Origin of the sequence: Citrobacter sp. RHBSTW-00599 (assembly GCF_013784065.1) — a bacterium.
Lineage (GTDB): Bacteria > Pseudomonadota > Gammaproteobacteria > Enterobacterales > Enterobacteriaceae > Citrobacter > Citrobacter braakii.
Genome location: NZ_CP056717.1, coordinates 1,961,897 through 1,980,764, shown reverse-complemented (window position 1 = coordinate 1,980,764; position 18,868 = coordinate 1,961,897). Strand labels below are relative to the sequence as shown.

The following is an 18,868-nucleotide window of genomic DNA, read 5'->3' as shown; positions in this document are numbered from 1 at the left end:
GGGCCGTTATGAAAAGCTTTTCACTGCAAACTCGATTGTACAGCGGCCAGGGAAGCCTGGATGTGCTTAAGCGCTTCACGAATAAGCATATCTGGATTATCTGCGATGGTTTTCTCGCGCGTTCTCCCCTGATTGAAAAGCTGCGCGACGCGCTGCCAGCGGATAACCGCATCAGCATTTTCAGCGATATCACCCCCGATCCCACCATTAACACGGTAGTACAAGGGATTGCGCAAATGCAGTCCCTACGACCGGACGTCGTAATTGGTTTTGGCGGTGGCTCTGCACTGGACGCCGCAAAAGCCATCGTCTGGTTCAGCCGACAGTTCGGTATTGAGATTGAAACCTGCGTTGCAATTCCCACCACCAGCGGCACGGGATCGGAGGTGACCAGCGCCTGCGTGATTAGCGATCCGGATAAAGGCATTAAGTATCCATTATTTAATAATGCGCTTTATCCGGACATGGCCATCCTTGATCCGACGCTGGTCGTCAGCGTTCCACCAGCCATAACAGCGAATACCGGCATGGACGTATTAACGCATGCGCTGGAGGCTTACGTGTCCACGAAAGCCAGCGACTTCACCGATGCGCTGGCTGAAAAAGCGGCACAAATTGTCTTCCAGTACCTGCCTGTCGCCGTCAGCAAAGGCGACTGCCTGGCAACCAGAGGAAAAATGCACAACGCGTCAACGCTCGCGGGAATGGCATTCAGTCAGGCTGGTCTGGGTATCAATCATGCGATTGCCCATCAGTTGGGCGGCCAGTTTCATCTGCCCCACGGACTTGCCAATGCGCTGCTGCTGACCCATGTCATTCATTTTAATGCCCGCGATCCGCGGGCTGCGAAGCGCTATGCCCGTTTCGCTAAAGCCTGCCACCTATGCCCGGATAACGCGAACGATACGGCGGCACTGAATGCGCTAATTCGTCATATAGAGCTACTCAAAAAACAGTGTGCGTTACCTTCTTTTGCTGACGCGCTTAAAGACGGAAAGCAAGCCTGGTCACAACGTATACCGTCGATGGTTCAGGCCGCGCTGGCTGATGTCACGCTGCAAACCAATCCTCGTGTTGCCGACGCCAGCGCCATGCAGGAACTGCTTGAGGAATTATTATGAAGACAGCCATGACGGCAGAGTCCACGCTTTATGATGCGCAGACAATTCGCGAACGCGTTCGCGCAGCGGGTGTTGTCGGGGCCGGAGGCGCAGGCTTTCCTGCTCACGTAAAATTACAGGCGCAGGTCGATACGTTTCTGGTCAATGCGGCAGAATGTGAACCGATGCTGAAAGTTGACCAGCAATTGATGGCCGTTCAGGCTGAGCGACTTATCCGTGGCGTTCAATATGCCATGACGGCTACCCGGGCCAGGGCCGGTATTATTGCGCTCAAAGAGAAATATCAAAAGGCTATCAATGCGCTAACGCCCCTTCTGCCTGCCGGGATCCGCTTACATATTTTGCCTGATGTCTACCCGGCTGGTGACGAGGTTTTGACCATCTGGATGGCAACGGGCCGGAGAGTTCCGCCTGCCGCGCTGCCGGTCAGCGTCGGCGTGGTGGTCAATAACGTCCAGACTGTACTCAACATCGCCAGAGCCGTTGAGCAGCAATATCCGGTTACGCGCCGTACCCTGACCGTTAACGGCGCGGTCGCCAGACCAATCACTCTTACCGTCCCTATCGGAATGTCTTTACGTGAGGTTCTGGCACTGGCCGGTGGTGCTACCGTTGACGATCCCGGTTTTATTAACGGTGGTCCGATGATGGGCGGCCTGATTACCTCACTGGATACCCCAGTCAGCAAGACCACCGGGGGACTGTTGGTTTTACCAAAGTCTCATGCGTTGATTCAGCGGCGGATGCAGGATGAACGCACCGTGCTTTCCGTCGCAAAAACCGTTTGCGAGCAGTGTCGTTTGTGTACGGATTTGTGCCCAAGGCATTTGATCGGCCATGAATTATCGCCGCACCTGCTGGTTCGCGCGGTTAATTATCAGCAGGCGGCCACACCGCAGTTACTGCTCACGGCCCTGACCTGTTCAGAATGCAATGTATGTGAAAGCGTAGCCTGTCCGGTTGGGATTTCACCGATGCGAATTAACCGCATGCTTAAACGCGAGCTACGGGCGCTCAACCATCGTTATGAAGGGCCGTTAAATCCTGAGGATGAAATGGCGAAGTATCGGCTTATTCCGGTGAAGCGCCTTATTACCAAACTGGGCCTTAGCGACTGGTATCACGATGCGCCACTGACTGAGACTGATTATCCCACGGATAAAACGACGCTGTTGCTACGCCAGCATATTGGTGCCAGCGCCATCCCATGTGTACAGCAGGGCGAACACGTTGTTCGCGGTCAATGCGTTGCCGATGTGCCGTCCGGTGCATTAGGCGCACCTGTCCACGCCAGTATTGACGGTATTGTCAGCGAAATTACTGAGCAATCCATCACGGTAATAAGAGGTTAATCATGTCTCAGGCTATAGGGATTTTAGAACTCACCAGCATTGCCAAAGGAATGGAAGCGGGCGATGCCATGTTAAAAAGCGCGAATGTGAATTTACTTGTCAGCAAGACCATCTGCCCGGGTAAATTTCTGCTCATGCTCGGTGGTGACGTAGGCGCAGTACAACAGGCGATCGCCACCGGAACTTCTCTTGCTGGCGATATGCTCGTTGATAGTCTGGTACTACCCAACATTCACGCCAGCGTACTTCCTGCGATCAGCGGACTAAACAGCGTGGATAAGCGTCAGGCCGTTGGCATTGTTGAAACATGGAGCGTTGCGGCCTGCATCTGCGCCGCCGACCGTGCGGTTAAAGCCTCCAATGTCACGCTGGTACGCGTCCATATGGCATTTGGTATTGGCGGCAAGTGCTACATGGTTGTCGCTGGCGATGTGTCTGATGTGAATAACGCAGTGACAGTTGCCAGTGAAAGTGCAGGTGAAAAAGGTCTGTTGGTTTACCGTTCAGTCATCCCTCGTCCGCATGAAAGCATGTGGCGACAGATGGTGGAGGGATAATGGAAAGACAACCCACCACGGATCGTATGATTCAGGAATATGTTCCTGGCAAGCAGGTTACGCTGGCGCATCTTATCGCTAATCCGGGTAAAGATTTGTTCAAGAAACTGGGATTACCAGAGTCGGTTTCTGCAATCGGTATTCTGACGATTACCCCCAGCGAAGCCTCAATCATCGCCTGTGATATCGCCACGAAATCCGGGGCGGTAGAGATTGGTTTTCTCGACCGTTTTACCGGCGCTGTGGTACTGACGGGCGATGTTTCCGCCGTTGAGTACGCGCTGAAACAGGTAACCCGGACGCTGGGCGAAATGATGCGTTTTACCGCCTGTCCCATCACCCGGACATAATCTCATGAAACGCATAATGCTAATTGGCCCCAGCCAGTGCGGTAAAACGTCACTCACGCAGTGCATGCGGGGAGAGGCGCTTCACTATCAGAAGACCCAGGCCATTGTCTGGTCTCCCACAACGATAGACACACCGGGTGAATATCTCGAAAACCGCTGCCTGTACAGCGCGCTGCTGGCCAGCGCCTGTGAAGCAGACATCATCGCGCTGGTTCTCAATGCTGACGCGCCGTGGTCACCTTTTTCTCCAGGTTTTACTGGCCCGATGAACCGACCCGTTATCGGCCTCGTCACCAAAGCCGATTTAGCCAGCCCGCAGCGTATTTCTCTCGTAGAGAGTTGGTTAGTTCAGGCTGGCGCGCAAAAAGTATTTGTCACCAGCGCACTGGAGAATACCGGGGTCGATGAGATGTTCATTTTTCTGAATGCAAAGGAACCTTCATGTCTCACAAAATAATGGCCATTAATGCAGGTAGTTCCTCGCTTAAGTTTCAGCTCCTGGCGATGCCGCAGGGTGAAATGATTTGCCAGGGACTGATCGAGCGTATCGGTATGTCTGATGCGCAGGTCACCCTAAAAGCACCAGCGCAAAAATGGCAGGAGACTTTGCCCGTAGCCGATCACCGTGAAGCAGTAACGCTGCTACTGGAAAAACTGCTCAGCCACAATATTATCAGCAGTCTGGAAGAGATCGACGGCGTTGGCCATCGCGTCGCACACGGTGGAGAATCCTTCAAAGATTCCGCGCGGGTAACTGATGAAACACTGGCGGAAATCGAACGCCTTGCGGAACTGGCACCGCTTCATAACCCGGTTAATGCCTTGGGGATTGCGATATTTCGCCAGCTAATGCCGAAAACGCCAGCCGTTGCGGTTTTTGACACGGCTTTTCATCAGACCCTTGATGAGCCTTCTTTCATCTATCCCCTGCCCTGGCGCTACTACTCAGAACTCGGTATTCGTCGTTATGGTTTTCATGGTACCAGCCACAAGTATGTCAGCGCTCAGCTTGCTGAAAAGCTGGGCGTGCCGCTCAGCGCCCTGCGGGTTGTTTGTTGTCATCTGGGCAACGGCAGCAGCATCTGCGCTATCAAAGGCGGACACTCGGTGAATACCTCCATGGGTTTTACGCCGCAGTCTGGCGTAATGATGGGCACGCGAAGTGGCGATATTGATCCATCCATTCTGCCGTGGATTGCCCTGCGTGAAGGCAAAACCCCGCAGCAGCTCAACCAATTGCTCAACAATGAGTCCGGATTACTCGGAGTTTCTGGTGTTTCACCCGACTACCGGGACGTTGAACATGCCGCAGATACGGGCAATCACCAGGCAGCACTGGCGTTGACGCTTTTTGCCGAGCGGATTCGCGCCACTATTGGCAGCTATATTATGCAGATGGGCGGTCTGGATGCGCTGGTGTTTACCGGGGGAATTGGTGAAAATTCAGCGCGTGCTCGCGCCGCGATTTGCCACAACCTGAATTTCTTAGGTCTGGCCGTTGATGAAGAAAAAAATCAGCGTAACGCCACCTTTATTCAAACGGAAAATGCGGTGGTTAAAGTGGCGGTGATTAATACCAATGAAGAGCTGATGATAGCCCAGGACGTTATGCGTTTAGCGATATCAGAAACTGTGACATTGGGCATTCCCGCCTGATATTGCCGCACCGCAAATTGCGGCAAATCATGGTAATAGCGCGATCGCCATGACACTATGCGCCGAGGATTGCTGAACACAAAGGTGAAGACGTGGCTGTTGCGCAATGTCCCGCATCGTGCGGAGAACTTATCCAGGGCTGGATTCTGGGCAGTGAGAAACTGGTCTCCTGCCCGGTCGAATGGTATAGCACCGTTGAGGTCACTTCAGGCTCACCGCTGACAGATGAACGTCCACTTTCTCGGGCAATGGTTGACAGGTTATTACAGCACTGGCAGTACCCGGCGCATCTCAGTCAGGATATCCGGATAGATGTTCAGTCAACCATTCCCATCGCGAAAGGAATGGCCAGCAGCACTGCGGATATTGCCGCCACGGCCATCGCCGCAGCGCATTATCTGGGTCATCAACTGGACGAGCCAACACTGGCACAGCTTTGCGTTTCTCTGGAGCCAACCGACAGCACCGTTTTTCGTAAGCTAACCCTTTTCGATCATAACAACGCTTCCACGCAAATTGGTTGTGAAGCTCAGCCTCAACTCGATCTGCTGGTTCTCGAAAGCCCTGAAACATTGCGTACCGCGGATTATCACCGTATTCCACGTCATTCCGGCTTGCAGGCGGGAGCTGCGGCCCTCCAACGGGCATGGGAAAAAGTACAGGAAGCCTGTATTAGTCAAAATCCTTACCGGTTGGGAGAAGCGGCTACGCTTAGCGCAATCGCCAGCCAATTGCTGTTACCAAAGCCGGATTTTGATTCACTATTAGCACTGGTGGAAGAATGTGATTTATACGGCGTCAACGTCGCGCACAGCGGCAGCGTAGTCGGACTGATGCTGGACAGAAATCGTCATGATGTGGATTACATTAAATGGATGCTGACGCAGAAAAAACTTACGATTCACTGGCCAGAACAGCATTTGTTACGCATGGTAACGGGCGGGGTCGAACTGCAATAAGGGTCGCCGCACGGCAGCGACCCGGACAAGCATAAAATCGTTACTCGGCTTTCGCTTCGCCGTTTTTCACTTCGCCCATGGCTTTAAGCTTTTTAGAGATATCGCGGCGTTCTTTAGAGATCTCGGCGTTTTTGATGATGTAGTCATCAACACGATCTTCATAATCGCTTTTCATGCTGGCAATGATGCCCTGAATCGCTTCCACGCTCATACCAGGCTTGATGTAGTCGCTCAGGTTGTCCAACAGCAGAACGCGTTTCTGGTTGTCACGGATCTTTTTCTCAACGTCCTGGATTTCACGTTGCAGTTTGTTTTTACGACGGAACAGACGAACAAATTCCAGCACGTCCTGGAAAGAAGGCTTGGTAGTTTCCATTTTTACACCCCTGATAATGTGAGATTCGGATTCGTTAAAACAACGGCTAAAGTGGGTCAACATTACTTTCATGCCCGCCATACTTCAAGTTGCATCTGCATCGACAATGCATGGTTGAAACCTGAGTTATCGAGGGTAAAGCCATTGCAGTTACCAATGGTTTTAGCCTTTTTCAGTATCATACCTCTAATCTTTGCTGAATCGAAGCAGCAGTAGAACCAATCCCCTCATCTGCTCTTTATTTGCGCAGTGCGCGACAGATTAAATGTGAGAGTAACTCCAGCTGTCGAGCCATCTCCATGTTCAACCAAACGTAGCCGTGAATGGGCGTTTCTGCGACATTATCGCCTTTATGCTCAGCAATAAGCTGACGCAGCTCTGCCACGGTGTCATTGAGCTTTTCCGTATTGGCAAGCACCGGCTGCGGATTACCTTCATACAAGGCGTGGGTTATTGTCAGTAGTGCCTGCTGGGTCCTGAGCTGAGTTTCACGTAGCGTATGCGCATTCAACATGACAAAGTGGCTGGTACGGCTGGCCCACAGCGCATTAATTTGCAGCTCGAGCATGCAGACCAGATTGCGATTCACCGTCTGAATAGCCTCAAAGATCGATTTTTGAATGCGGGTTTCCTTGCTGGCAGGAGCGATGAGCCCACGCATTTTGACAACGTCGCTCAACAGTTGTTGTAAATGCTTCTCCAGCCGCGGTTGCTCGAGCAGATTGGGGGATAGCGCGGCCTGATACACCCGATTGTACCCCGTGACGCAATGCGCCAGTTGGATACGCCAGTGTATAAAGGCCCGCTGCGGCCAGATGCCGGTAAACAGCATCGCCAGTAACGACCCCAGAATAACATCACCACCGCGCCATAACGCGGTATTCATATCTCCGGCAGGCGCACCCACGACCACGGCAAGCGTTATGCCAATCAGTAGCGCCTGATACGGCCTTTTCCCCAGCGCCAGCCAGCCGCAGAGAAACATCGCTACCGCGCACCATATCAGCATTAACGGCAGCGAGAAGAGTTCCAGACGCAGGGCAACCAGTCCCAGGACCGAGCCCAGGATCGTGCCGCCTATACGTTCAAAGGCCCTGGGAACAACGTTACCCCAAAAAGATATTGGCCCCATGATCACCACCAGCGTGATCAGAGGCCATGTACCTTCGGGAATGTTTAACAGGCGTACCAACAGAAAAGTAAGGAGAAACGCCAGCGCAATGCGAATACCATGCACCACACGATAATGACGATACAAACGAATTTCAAAAGGACTCAGCGATTTGTCTGCACGCACTCATGCACTCCGTCAGGGAATAGCAAAGAAGCGAATTGTACCTGTTTTTAGCGTGAAAAGATCATCCTGATTTACACCCCAAACAGTTACTTCGTCTGCACTGGCACGTACATTTCAATGTCCCAGTAACCGTCCTCCATGCCATTGTTCATATAAACTTCAAAGCAGGGTTTAGCGGCTATCGTATAAGTTGTATCCTGCAACAGGCGCTCGAAGAACTGATACCAAGGCGTCGCAAAATCGTGATTCTCAACGCGCGCAACGGCGACAGCATAGTCGCCACCCGCCAGTTCTGTGAGGATCACCCCTTCGCTGTTTTCCGGGATTTCAAAACCTTCAGGCACAGAAACCACGGTATCACAGCGCAGTTTTTCCGCAGGAACAACATCAGGGTTGTCGTAATAAACAGCAATCCATTCCAACGGCACAATCTGTTTACCGTCGACCCACTTCATTAATTGCTCAAACCCCTGCTTCACCGTTTGTTCCCACGGTCCAACCATATGGAAACCGGCAATCATGCGTTTTTCGACCAGCTTTATCTCGTACTCCATACAACCTCCACTGTTACACTGTATTTATATACAGTGTAATTTCTGGCTATGTCGGCCACAAGGAAATAGTGATTATTATGTGAGCAGATTCGCACTCTTGCCAGTCAGACGCATCAGGAAAAACTACGCCTTGTGGTGGAAATAATCGCTCAGGCGCGAGAAAACGCCGCCTTCGCCGACGGATTCCAGCGTAACCAGAGGCCAATGTGCCACCAGCTTATCCCGATCGTAGAGTTCAATTTCCCCCACACGTTGATGCGCAGCGATGGGAGCAACCAGCTCTTTCTTATCAAGGACATATTTTGCTTTGATGTTAGGGACTTCTGCTTTAGGCAGGGCCATCCAGAAATCCTGCTCGGTTCCGAGGCTGATTTTTTCTTTATCGCCATACCAGATCCGTTCAGTGCCAACCTGCTTACCGCTACGCAAAACCTGCACTGTATCGAAGTTGTGTTGCCCCCATTGCAGCAGTTTACGCGCCTGATCTTCGCGCCCTTTCGCACTCTCCGCACCCATCACCACTGCAATCAGACGGCGCTGACCATCGACGGCGGAAGCAATCAGGTTAAACCCGGCACCGGACGTATGCCCTGTCTTCAGGCCATCAACGTTCATGGTTTTATCCCACAACAAGCCGTTACGGTTTTGCTGTGTGATGCCGTTCCAGGTAAGGCTTTTCTCACTGTACATATGGTAGAAATCCGGTTCTCCGTGGATGATAGCGCGGGACAGCACGGCCAGGTCGTACGCCGAGCTATGCTGACCCGGCGCATCCAGACCATGTACCGTTTCAAAATGGGTGTCCTGCAGGTTCAGTTTTTGCGCATAGTTGTTCATCATCGCGACAAACTGCGGCTGCCCTCCGGCGATGTAATCCGCCAGTGCCACGCAGGCATCATTACCGGAATCAACAATTAACCCACGGCTGAGGTCGCGTACCGAAACGCGATCCCCTTCTTTCAGGAACATCAAGGATGAACCGACAAATACCGGATTATCTTTTGCCCATGCATCGCGCCCGACGGTGACAATATCTGTCGGACTAATACGCTTGCTGTCAATTGCGCGATCGACAACATAGCCAGTCATCAGTTTCGTCAGGCTGGCAGGATTGCGCTGCTGGTGTTCATTACCGGCTGTCAGGATTTGGCCCGTGGTGTAATCCATTAACACCCATGCCCCGGCAGTAATCGCAGGAGGTTGTGGGGCGAAGCTCACGGCATCGCTCGCCCAGGCGGGCGAAAAACTCATCGTTAATAGTGAAGCGGCAATAAACAAACGGCGTTTCAACAGCATGTCCTCAGGAAAGGGAGAAATAGCCGTTCTTTTTACGGAAGTTCTGTCGAACAAACATGGATAAATTGCAAGAAAATGTGACATAAGGCACATTTTCTTGCTATCAGGAAAGGGTTTCAGAGACAAATCTCGCCGGAACTACCCTTTACGCGGCACGGTCTCTGCGTGATGACTGCGATGGCGGTGATAACCATCGATCATACTGCGAAAAATTTGCCCCGGTGTGTCACCCAGCGTGCACAGGTAAATATGCGCGCAGATGAACAGTAAGCCCACAATCGCTAACGCCATATGCAGCACCAGCATCACCGGCCCCGCCCCTACCACCTGCGGGTAGAGACATAGCAACCCGGTGATGATCAGTAGTGGAACCAGTGCGTACATGATGGCCAGGTAGGCCAGCTGTTGCAGCGGGTTAAATTTGTCCTCTGCCGTTGCGGCAAACGGGTGCGGCTCACCTTTCATAATGCCATACAGATAAAAGCGCGTTTGCAGTAGGCAGCGTGATATCAACCCGCTAAATTTCACGCGATAATGGCAGCCGTTGCCGCTGGTTGCGTTTATTAACACAAAGCCAACCCAGAAGGCCAGCAATGCGAAGCCACACCAGGTATGTACCTGCACCATTAAGGCCACCGGTCCGACAGAAAAGTGGCCAAACAGGCCGCTCAGCAGAAGCAGGATAAAGAGCAGCGCATTACCCCAGTGCCAGCGGCGGACCGCCAGCGAATAGAGGTAGTCCCGATGCTCTTCCCCGGTTGCCGTTTTGGGTGCCAGCATCCGACGTAACAGCGCGTGTGTGACCAGACCCGCAATCATCAGCACAATAATAACGCCTGCATAAATGAGCCACAGCGGCCAGTAGTCCGGCGCATAGTTAAGCTCTGCTCCCCAGATAGAATTCATACATTACCCTCCTGATGGATCTCTTTACGCCGATAGACACTTACCGGGCCGCTACGCGTATCTTGCTGGCGATAAACCTCTTTTTGATTAATCCAGTGCTGAATTTCCGGGTCATCACGACGACCAAATTTCAGCGCATCCGTCGGACAAACGGAAACGCAGGCTGGCGATTGTCCGACCTCCAGGCGAGTATCGGCGCAGAAGTTACATTTGTCGGCAATCCCCGTTTGTGGGTTGAGGTAGCGGACATGGAACGGGCAAGCGGCAACGCAGTAGTCACAGCCAATACAGCGAGACTTATCCACTTGCACAATGCCATTTTCGTCACGAAATGAAGCGCCAGTAGGACAGACGCTGACGCACGGCGCATCTTCACAATGCTGACAGGAAACGCGAACAAACTGGAAGTGGGACAGCACTTCGGGTTCATGTTCGGGTGAACGGATCTGCACTTGTAGGCGACTAAATCCCTCCGGCACGTCATTCAGTACCTTGCAGGCAACCGTACACGCCTGACAGCCAATACAGCGTTTCTCGTCATGCAGCATGACATAAGGGTTTGTTGATTGATTCATGATGTTCTCCTTTCTCATGCCCGACGAAGCGTGACGCCAGCGGTGTGCACCACCGTACCGGAAACCGGACTGGTAACATGCGGAAGCAAATTACCGCAGTGAATACCGTGCGTCGTCGCCGCGGTTTTAGCTCCCGCCTTGGCGCCAAATCCCATATAAACGAACAGCGTATCGGGTCGTATTCCGGCAGTAACCAGCGCTTTGCCTTTTTCCTTACCGGTCGCATTTTCCAGCCAAATCTCATCGCCGTTTTTGATGCCTTTTTCACGGGCCGTTTGCGGGTGGATCCACACCGCGTTATCCCACATCAGCTCACTCAGCAGTGGTACATATTGCGTCGCGCCGTTGGTATGCACCGCAACTTTTCCCTGAATAAAATAGAGTTCATTGTCGCCTTTGAGGGCAAAATTGCGGGCGCGCGGAATACCGTAGCCAGGCAAAAGTGCTTCCAGCTCTTCAGAGTAGAGTTCAATTTTTCCAGACGGGGATTTAAAGCGCAGTTGCTCGCCATAGGTACCGTCGCCGTCAACCGCCACCGCGCCCGGATAACGCGCCACAAACTGACGCACTGCTTCAGGTTCCCGCAGCAGCAGCGGAACACCCCACTCCCGATATCCTTTCTGACGCAGTTCAGCGGAAAGCGCATGATCGCCATTAAGCTGGTACAACTGCCGCGTCTGCATATCCTGCCAGGGGTAGAACTGCCCAAGGCCTAACTGCACGGCCAGCTCTTTCCAGATTTGCCAGCTCGGACGCGCATCCCCAATCGGCTCTACAACCTGCTGGCGCAGGGCATAGGCCGGATTCAGGCCCGACATGTCAGAGACTTCTTCATCGCGTTCAAGGTAGGTGCATTCGGGTAACAGATAATCGGCATATGCCGCGCTTTCGCTTAAATAGACATCGCAACTGACCACCAGATCGAGTTGTTCGACGGTTTTGACCAGATCAGGCCTACAGGTCACTGTTTGGAAAGGATTGTGGCGGGACATAATCCATCCCTTCACCGGATACGGCGTCTGGTTTAACACGGCATCGATGATGCTTTGCACCACGCCGCCGCCCGCCGCGATGTACTTGAATTGTGGGGCAACCAAATCGATGCGCTGCGCCGTTGGCTTGGGCAATTTGGCATCAGGTTTTGCCAGCACCGGAGCGACCTTCTCTCCGGCCAGCTTATTGTAGGTTGCCGCGGCTTTTTTCTGGTACAAGCCGCCTTCACGCTCAATATTTCCCAGCAGCGCATTGAGGGTGAAAATCATACGCCGCATATCAATTTCTTCTTGCGAAAACGTCGCGCGATGGCCAGGGCTGACGATAGCATGAGGCGCACAGGCGGCCATTTCGCGGGTGACACGAACAATAACATCAGCAGGCACATCAGCTTGATTTTGCGCCCATTCCGGCGTGGTCTCTTGTACCGCTTCGGCCAGTTGGTCAAACCCTGTGGTGTAGCGCGCTACGAAGTCCGCGTCATACAGATGTTCATTAATCATGACGTGACACATGGCCATTAACACCGGCAAGTCGCCGCCCGGCTTGAGCGCATGCCATTCATCCGCCTTGCTGGAGAAAACTGACAAACGGGGATCGAAGCTGACCATTTTTGCGCCCTTTTCCTGCGCGGTCATCAGTTCATGCGTTTCGGCAACCTCAATACCTTCATAGAGATTGTGGCCAAAAGAGACCATATAACGGGTATTGGCGATATCCATAGCCAAATCGCCGCCCATCATCACTTTGGCGGCAATCGATTTTCCGGCAGGGCATGTCGACGCATGCGTAAAGGTGTTTGGCGATCCAAATGCCGTTGCCAGCTGAAATAAATGACCCGAAAGCGAACCAGATTTGGAAGAGAATACGACCCCCTGAGGACCATGCTGCGCTTTTATTGCCGTCATTTTTTCGGCAATTTCTTTGTAAGCCTGTTCCCAACTAATAACCTGCCATTCTCCGCTGCCGCGAGGCCCTGTGCGTTTCATGGGTTTGACAATACGGTGCGGGTCGTTGACCAGGCTAACACCACTGCCTCCTCGCGCGCAGACACGCGTGCCTTGTTGAGGCGCATTAGGGTTCCCCTGAATAAAAACCGTCTTGTTATTAATTACCTGTGCCTGTATTGGGCAACGATAAGAACACATTTCGCACAAGCTTGGCGTCAGAGATGTTTTCCCCTTAATGCTCTCTGGAGAATTTCGCGCCAGTGCGCCTGGCGGAAAACTGCCTATCGCGCAGGCTGAGCAACCGATACCCACTCCTCGCAAAAAATTACGCCGACTAATGCTCATATAACCTCCTGTTATTAGATATATCCAATTATTATATGGTGTTTAAATTATTAATTTTTAACCTCACTCACATTTCATTAGAATATAGAGCAGCTAACCGCCAAAATAAAAACCCATTGTTTATAAAAGAATTTTAAAATTTCCAGAACACAACAAATCAGCACCAAATAACAATAATGGTTCTCATTTATATTATTTATCAGCTCATAGATTTCAGACAATTTATTCCAGTAATTTCCCTTAACAGTGCAAAATTTATTAATCAATTCTATTAAAGCCTGTTCATCTCAATTTTATTGCGTACATCATTCAGCATTGATAATCGCTTTGCTGATTACCTCGCTATTTTTTGGTATTCTTGGACGAGCGCTAAATTGATCCCGGACATAACTGAACAATGAATGACGGCAAGCAGCAACCTGGTTTTCTCTTTCACGATTACGAGACCTTTGGTACCCATCCGGCGCTGGACAGACCCGCGCAATTTGCGGCTATCCGCACAGATAGCGATTTCAACATCATCGGTGAACCTGAAGTCTTTTATTGCAAACCCGCAGACGACTATCTGCCGCAGCCTGAGGCGGTGCTGATAACCGGTATCACACCGCAGGAAGCGCGTGAAAAAGGAGAAAATGAAGCCGCCTTTGCTGCGCGCATCCACGCCCTGTTCACCGTGCCGAAAACCTGTATCCTGGGCTATAACAACGTGCGCTTCGATGATGAAGTGACGCGCAACATCCTGTATCGCAATTTCTACGATCCCTACGCCTGGAGCTGGCAGAACGATAATTCACGCTGGGATCTGCTGGATGTGATGCGCGCCTGCTATGCCTTGCGTCCTGAAGGAATTAACTGGCCGGAAAACGACGACGGCTTACCCAGCTTTCGCCTGGAGCATTTGACCAAAGCCAACGGTATTGAACATGCCAATGCCCACGATGCGATGGCCGACGTATACGCCACAATTGCGATGGCGCAATTAGTGAAGTCGCGCCAGCCGCGCCTGTTTGATTATCTCTACAGCCATCGCAATAAGCACAAACTGGCCGCACTGATTGATGTCCCGCAAATGAAGCCGCTGGTCCATGTTTCGGGGATGTTCGGCGCATGGCGCGGCAACACCAGTTGGGTGGCGCCTTTAGCCTGGCATCCTGAGAATCGCAACGCGGTGATTATGGTCGACTTAGCCGGTGATATTTCACCGCTGCTCGAACTGGACAGCGACGCGCTGCGTGAGCGGCTCTACACTGCTAAAGCTGATCTGGGAGATAACCCAGCCGTGCCGGTTAAACTGGTGCACATCAACAAATGCCCGGTACTGGCACAGGCGAATACCTTGCGCCCGGAAGATGCCGATCGCCTTGGCATTAACCGCCAGCATTGTCTGGATAATCTCAAAATACTGCGCGAAAACCCGCAGGTTCGCGACAAAGTGGTGGCCATCTTCGCCGATGCGGAACCCTTTACGCCATCAGATAACGTAGACGCACAGTTGTATAATGGTTTTTTCAGCGATGCCGACCGTGCCGCGATGAAAATCGTCCTGGAAACTGAGCCGCGCAATTTACCGGCGCTGGATATCTCCTTTGTCGATAAGCGCATTGAAAAGCTGCTGTTTAACTACCGCGCACGTAACTTCCCCGGAACGCTGGATGAAGCCGAACAGCAGCGCTGGCTGGACCATCGTCGTCAAATATTCACGCCAGAGTTTTTGCAAAATTACGCCAATGAATTGCAGATGCTGAGCCAGCAATATGCAGATAACAAAGGGAAACTGATGCTGCTGAAGTCACTCTGGCAGTATGCGCAAGAGATTGTATAACTCCCACGTATAAAAAAACCGGAGAACATGTCTCCGGTTTTTTTTATCTAAATACAGTTATTACGCGATATCTTCGTCGTACTGTGGCACCGGGTTACGGAAGCTTTTGGTCACGCAAGCCAGGTAAATCAGACCAATAGCGGCCCAGATCAGACCCAGAACCATTGAGCTCTCTTCCAGGTTCACCCACAGCGCACCAACGGTCAGCGCACCGCACATTGGCAGGAACAGATACTGGAAGTGGTCTTTCAGCGTCTTGTTACGCTTCTCACGGATCCAGAACTGGGAGATCACCGACAGGTTAACGAAGGTAAACGCCACCAGCGCACCGAAGTTAATCAGCGCCGTCGCCATCACCAGGTCGAAGTTAATTGCCAGCAGAGCAATCGCACCAACCAGAATGATGTTCATGGACGGAGTACGCCATTTCGGGTGGACATAACCGAAGAAACTTTTCGGGAACACACCGTCACGCCCCATCACATACATCAGACGCGCTACGCCTGCATGCGCCGCCATACCTGACGCCAGTACGGTAATGGTAGAGAAAATCAGCGCGCCGACCTGGAAGAACTTACCAGCGACATACAGCATGATTTCCGGCTGCGAAGCGTCCGGATCCTTGAAGCGTGAGATATCCGGGAAGTACAGCTGCAACAGATAGGTGGAGACGATAAAGATCAGGCCACCAATCAGCGCGGTCAGGAAAATCGCCCGCGGGATCACACGTTCAGCGTCTTTGGTTTCTTCAGACAGGTTGCTGATACCGTCAAAACCGGTGAACGAGAAGCACAGAATAGTCGCTCCCGTGATCATCGGGATCACATGCGCATCACCTGACCAGAACGGACGGCTGCTCGCCAGCGTACCGGCACCTTCCCCTTCGAACACGCCATAAACGACCATGCCGAGGATCACTGCAATCAGCACCACCTGCAACAACACGATTACGGTGTTGAAATTCGCAACAGATTTCAGGCTGCGCAGGTTAAAGGCGGTCATAAAGGCCACCAGCGCCACCACGAATATCCATGACGGTATCGACGGCACCAGAGCTTCAAAATAAATTTTCGCCAACAGAATGTTGATCATCGGTGCGAACAGGTAGTCCAGCAGTGACGACCAACCCACCATAAAGCCAACGGTCGGGCTAATGGATTTCTGGGCGTAAGTGTAGGCAGAGCCTGCAGACGGATAGCGACGCACCAGTTTACCGTAGCTCAGTGCGGTAAAGAGGATGGCGATCAGTGCAAAGGCGTAAGCTGTCGGGACGTGACCATCGGTCATTCCTGATACGATACCGAATGTATCGAACAGCGTCATCGGCTGCATATAGGCAAGGCCCATCATGACAACCGGAACCAGCGTAAGCGTTTTACGTAATTCCACGCGAGAGGTGTTTGGAGTAGCGTTATGCGACATGGTTATCCCCCATTACGGCGAAAACCGTCGCGTAAGCAAAAAATTGCCCCATTTTTTGTTAATCCTCAGCGACAACAACTGTCGATTTTTAAGTAAGTATCTATCCGGTACGAAGCCCGGCCTCTTTTATGAATGATTGGTTTGATGCAAAAAAATAACCGACGCGTATTAAAACGTCGGTTAATGTCATTTTTTGCAAGCGGCGTATTTTGCACTAATTTGGAGAGAAATAACAAGAGATTGAAGCTACTACAAAAGAATATTTTTTCTTAACTGATTGATTTATCAGCAGCCGTTTTAACGTACACCCCCGCAATAGCACTATTTGCTAAAATCTCATCCCGCCACCAGGCACTGGCCAACCCGGCAGTCTGTTCATTCCAACCTATCCACACGGGTTCAAAGATAATTTGTGCGACTACCTTTTTCTCAATCAGAGCGCCGCTCTCCAGAAATCGCTGCGCCAGATAGCGCGGAATATAGCCGCATCCCAGACCACTGATTTGCAGTTCCAGCTTGGTTTTGAAGTCAAAAACGGTGATGGCTTCCTGATCGTCAAGCACCTGAGAGCCGGAGACGTTAGCATGCTGTGCATTGTCGCCCACCACAATCGCGCGAAAACGCCGAATAGTGCGACGATTCAACGGCTCCTGTTCCTGCGCCAGCGGATGATGCGACGCAACCACAAACACCTGCTCCAGAACTCCTAGCTGCGCAAAGCCAAATTCGCTCGCGGCAGGCGGCTCATGCGTGGCGCCGACAATAATATCCGCCCGCCCCTGAGTGAGGGCATCCCAGGAGCCGCCCAGCACGCCATTGATAAATTTCAGGCGCGTCACACTGTGGTGTTGATAGAAAGATTCGATGAGTGGGGCCAGCAGCGAAAAGGGAAACGTATCATCTACGCCAATAACCAGTTCATTCTCCCAACCTTCATGAAGTTTAATCGCCTGCTTTTCGAGTTCGCGGACGGTGTGCAACACCTCCCGCCCCTTTTCCAGCAGCATCTGTCCGGTACGGGTAAACTTAGCCCGATGTCCGCTGCGATCGAGTAGCTGAATATTAAGATCGCTTTCCAGCTTATGGACGGTGTAGCTAAGCGCAGACGGCGTCTTAAACAATTTTGCCGACGCCGCAGCGAAACTGCCCTCTTTTTCCAACGCATCGAGGATGATAAGAACGTCCAGCAGTGGTTTCATACTCGCCCCCTGGCGGTATCAGCGGCACTCTGCTGGTCTGTCACTCCATCGGCATCACCAGCGGGTCAGGATACTGGTACTCAAACCCAAGCTCGTTACAAATACGGTTGCCATCAATGACTTTACCTTTACCGTTATCCTCATTGCCACGAAATTCCGGCGGCTCCATCCCCAACTGGCGGGCCATCTGTGGATAGAACACATTGCGCGCCGGATGCATAGGCGCACATATATTATAGATGTGTCCCCCTTTTGGCGCTTGCAGCAGCAAAGAGATGGCGGAAACCACATCATCCAGATGCACCAGATTGACGCCATGGTGTCCATCTGGCGCCTTCTTGCCAGCGAAAAAACGACCGGGATGTCTTCCCGGGCCGACAAGTCCGGCCAGGCGCAAAATATCCACCGAAGTGCCGGGTAAATTGTGCAACCAGTCTTCAAGTTCTTTCAAAACGCGACCACTTGCCGTGACCGGGTTACGCGGAGTCCCTTCTTTCACGATGCCTTGTGCATCGCCATAGACCGACGTCGAACTGGTAAAAATAATCCGCGGGATACGGTACGCCAGCGCACTGTCGACCAGCTCCTGCATAGCCTGCAGGTAAAATGTCTCCCCCGGACCGCTACGGCGCGCAGGTAGCGTAATAACCAGCGCGTCGGCGTCCATCAGTGCGTCGAGATCGTCTGTCTCACAGACCAGTTCAGGCTCCAGGCGCAGCGAGTAGCTCTCTATACCACTCATGCGGGCCGCTTCCACCCCATCCAATGTGGTTTTGCTGCCGGTAACCTGCCAGCCTCTCGCCGCCAGCGACATAGCTAACGGCATGCCTAACCAACCTAAACCGACAATTGCGACCTTTTTCATGCCTTCTCTCCTGACTTTTGGCCTATAACGCAAGGCTACGCTAGCCCACAGTGGCTGACAATTCATAGTATCAATATGAAATGAATTAATGATCAAAAAAAGCCCTTGCTTTCCGTAGCTAAAGTGGTTTAGGTTAAAAGACATCAAATGAATAAACATTCATCGAGAAAATTTATGACACGCGCTCAATTCAAACACCATCATCACCATCATCCTGACTAGTCTTTCAGGCGATGTGTGCTGGGAGACATTTAAATCTTCCAGCGGTGCATG

18 protein-coding genes, 1 pseudogene and 1 other annotated feature (1 of these 20 only partly in view) are annotated in these 18,868 nt (G+C 52.1%); of the genes and pseudogenes, 9 read left to right on the top strand and 10 right to left on the bottom strand.

Features of this window, described 5'->3' with window-relative positions:
- The first annotated feature begins 8 nt into the window (after positions 1-8).
- The 7 genes from HV243_RS09450 (at position 9) to HV243_RS09420 (ending at position 5,995) form a co-directional block, all read left to right on the top strand.
- On the top strand, positions 9-1,121 hold the full coding sequence (locus HV243_RS09450) for a 1-propanol dehydrogenase PduQ (protein ID WP_053389619.1): 1,113 nt from the start codon (positions 9-11) through the stop codon (positions 1,119-1,121).
- Positions 1,118-2,473 (top strand): cobalamin reductase PduS, encoded by a 1,356-nt coding sequence (gene pduS / locus HV243_RS09445; RefSeq protein WP_053389618.1) that lies wholly within the window; start codon positions 1,118-1,120, stop codon positions 2,471-2,473. The genes HV243_RS09450 and pduS overlap by 4 nt, the downstream gene beginning before the upstream one ends.
- A gap of 2 nt (positions 2,474-2,475) precedes the next feature.
- Positions 2,476-3,030 carry a propanediol utilization microcompartment protein PduT gene (pduT, locus tag HV243_RS09440; protein ID WP_003030201.1) on the top strand — a complete coding sequence of 185 codons (555 nt, stop codon included), beginning with the start codon at positions 2,476-2,478 and terminating at the stop codon, positions 3,028-3,030.
- Positions 3,030-3,380, top strand: coding sequence for a propanediol utilization microcompartment protein PduU (gene pduU / locus HV243_RS09435; protein WP_016156881.1), 351 nt, complete (start codon positions 3,030-3,032; stop codon positions 3,378-3,380). Before pduT ends, pduU begins: the two co-directional genes overlap by 1 nt.
- A gap of 4 nt (positions 3,381-3,384) precedes the next feature.
- Positions 3,385-3,837 carry a propanediol utilization protein PduV gene (gene pduV, locus HV243_RS09430; protein WP_049270742.1) on the top strand — a complete coding sequence of 151 codons (453 nt, stop codon included), beginning with the start codon at positions 3,385-3,387 and terminating at the stop codon, positions 3,835-3,837.
- Entirely contained in the window at positions 3,822-5,036 is a 1,215-nt protein-coding gene (locus HV243_RS09425) for an acetate/propionate family kinase (RefSeq protein WP_029139585.1), read from the top strand. The genes pduV and HV243_RS09425 overlap by 16 nt, the downstream gene beginning before the upstream one ends.
- A gap of 92 nt (positions 5,037-5,128) precedes the next feature.
- Positions 5,129-5,995 (top strand): L-threonine kinase, encoded by an 867-nt coding sequence (locus HV243_RS09420; protein ID WP_046275680.1) that lies wholly within the window; start codon positions 5,129-5,131, stop codon positions 5,993-5,995.
- Between the two features lie 40 nt (positions 5,996-6,035).
- Here HV243_RS09420 and HV243_RS09415 read toward each other — a convergent pair whose 3' ends face one another.
- The 7 genes from HV243_RS09415 to phsA form a co-directional block, all read right to left on the bottom strand.
- Entirely contained in the window at positions 6,036-6,371 is a 336-nt protein-coding gene (locus HV243_RS09415) for a DUF496 family protein (protein WP_003834176.1), read from the bottom strand.
- Positions 6,372-6,609: 238 nt separating this feature from the next.
- Positions 6,610-7,668 (bottom strand): FUSC family protein, encoded by a 1,059-nt coding sequence (locus HV243_RS09410; RefSeq protein ID WP_016156885.1) that lies wholly within the window; start codon positions 7,666-7,668, stop codon positions 6,610-6,612.
- 86 nt (positions 7,669-7,754) lie between these two features.
- Complete coding sequence (sbmC, locus tag HV243_RS09405) at positions 7,755-8,222, bottom strand: DNA gyrase inhibitor SbmC (protein WP_016156886.1); 468 nt, start codon at positions 8,220-8,222, stop codon at positions 7,755-7,757.
- A gap of 123 nt (positions 8,223-8,345) precedes the next feature.
- Positions 8,346-9,518: a serine-type D-Ala-D-Ala carboxypeptidase DacD gene (gene dacD / locus HV243_RS09400; protein WP_032931656.1), complete on the bottom strand. Its 1,173-nt coding sequence runs from the start codon at positions 9,516-9,518 to the stop codon at positions 8,346-8,348.
- A 138-nt stretch (positions 9,519-9,656) separates the two neighbouring features.
- On the bottom strand, positions 9,657-10,424 hold the full coding sequence (gene phsC, locus HV243_RS09395) for a thiosulfate reductase cytochrome B subunit (protein WP_053389912.1): 768 nt from the start codon (positions 10,422-10,424) through the stop codon (positions 9,657-9,659).
- Positions 10,421-10,999 (bottom strand): thiosulfate reductase electron transport protein PhsB, encoded by a 579-nt coding sequence (gene phsB, locus HV243_RS09390; protein WP_016153548.1) that lies wholly within the window; start codon positions 10,997-10,999, stop codon positions 10,421-10,423. The genes phsC and phsB overlap by 4 nt, the downstream gene beginning before the upstream one ends.
- Before the next feature lie 14 nt (positions 11,000-11,013).
- Positions 11,014-13,287: a thiosulfate reductase PhsA gene (gene phsA / locus HV243_RS09385; protein WP_047498996.1), complete on the bottom strand. Its 2,274-nt coding sequence runs from the start codon at positions 13,285-13,287 to the stop codon at positions 11,014-11,016.
- Between the two features lie 397 nt (positions 13,288-13,684).
- On the opposite strand from phsA, the gene sbcB reads away from it, so the two are divergent.
- Complete coding sequence (sbcB, locus tag HV243_RS09380; protein ID WP_016156890.1) at positions 13,685-15,109, top strand: exodeoxyribonuclease I; 1,425 nt, start codon at positions 13,685-13,687, stop codon at positions 15,107-15,109.
- A 60-nt stretch (positions 15,110-15,169) separates the two neighbouring features.
- Here the strand turns inward: sbcB and plaP are convergent, their stop codons facing one another.
- From plaP to HV243_RS09360, 3 genes and pseudogenes are all read right to left on the bottom strand, one after another.
- A complete protein-coding gene (plaP, locus tag HV243_RS09375; protein WP_016153551.1) occupies positions 15,170-16,531 on the bottom strand; it encodes a putrescine/proton symporter PlaP in 1,362 nt (453 codons plus the stop codon).
- 214 nt (positions 16,532-16,745) lie between these two features.
- Positions 16,746-17,730, bottom strand: a pseudogene (locus HV243_RS09365) (LysR substrate-binding domain-containing protein).
- Positions 17,731-17,770: 40 nt separating this feature from the next.
- Positions 17,771-18,595 carry an SDR family oxidoreductase gene (locus HV243_RS09360; RefSeq protein WP_053389913.1) on the bottom strand — a complete coding sequence of 275 codons (825 nt, stop codon included), beginning with the start codon at positions 18,593-18,595 and terminating at the stop codon, positions 17,771-17,773.
- A 174-nt stretch (positions 18,596-18,769) separates the two neighbouring features.
- On the opposite strand from HV243_RS09360, the gene hisL reads away from it, so the two are divergent.
- Positions 18,770-18,817: a his operon leader peptide gene (gene hisL / locus HV243_RS09355; RefSeq protein WP_100250077.1), complete on the top strand. Its 48-nt coding sequence runs from the start codon at positions 18,770-18,772 to the stop codon at positions 18,815-18,817.
- Positions 18,793-18,868: a sequence feature (His leader region), on the top strand; it runs 47 nt beyond the window's last position. Its footprint overlaps the gene before it by 25 nt.

Bases quoted from the DNA above. Each gene is read 5' to 3' on its own strand.
- HV243_RS09450 (WP_053389619.1), top strand. From the start codon at position 9: ATGAAAAGCTTTTCACTGCAAACTCGATTGTACAGCGGCCAGGGAAGC.
- pduS (WP_053389618.1), top strand. From the start codon at position 1,118: ATGAAGACAGCCATGACGGCAGAGTCCACGCTTTATGATGCGCAGACA.
- pduT (WP_003030201.1), top strand. From the start codon at position 2,476: ATGTCTCAGGCTATAGGGATTTTAGAACTCACCAGCATTGCCAAAGGA.
- pduU (WP_016156881.1), top strand. From the start codon at position 3,030: ATGGAAAGACAACCCACCACGGATCGTATGATTCAGGAATATGTTCCT.
- pduV (WP_049270742.1), top strand. From the start codon at position 3,385: ATGAAACGCATAATGCTAATTGGCCCCAGCCAGTGCGGTAAAACGTCA.
- HV243_RS09425 (WP_029139585.1), top strand. From the start codon at position 3,822: ATGTCTCACAAAATAATGGCCATTAATGCAGGTAGTTCCTCGCTTAAG.
- HV243_RS09415 (WP_003834176.1), bottom strand. From the start codon at position 6,371: ATGGAAACTACCAAGCCTTCTTTCCAGGACGTGCTGGAATTTGTTCGT.
- sbmC (WP_016156886.1), bottom strand. From the start codon at position 8,222: ATGGAGTACGAGATAAAGCTGGTCGAAAAACGCATGATTGCCGGTTTC.
- dacD (WP_032931656.1), bottom strand. From the start codon at position 9,518: ATGCTGTTGAAACGCCGTTTGTTTATTGCCGCTTCACTATTAACGATG.
- phsC (WP_053389912.1), bottom strand. From the start codon at position 10,424: ATGAATTCTATCTGGGGAGCAGAGCTTAACTATGCGCCGGACTACTGG.
- phsB (WP_016153548.1), bottom strand. From the start codon at position 10,999: ATGAATCAATCAACAAACCCTTATGTCATGCTGCATGACGAGAAACGC.
- phsA (WP_047498996.1), bottom strand. From the start codon at position 13,287: ATGAGCATTAGTCGGCGTAATTTTTTGCGAGGAGTGGGTATCGGTTGC.
- sbcB (WP_016156890.1), top strand. From the start codon at position 13,685: ATGAATGACGGCAAGCAGCAACCTGGTTTTCTCTTTCACGATTACGAG.
- plaP (WP_016153551.1), bottom strand. From the start codon at position 16,531: ATGTCGCATAACGCTACTCCAAACACCTCTCGCGTGGAATTACGTAAA.
- HV243_RS09360 (WP_053389913.1), bottom strand. From the start codon at position 18,595: ATGAAAAAGGTCGCAATTGTCGGTTTAGGTTGGTTAGGCATGCCGTTA.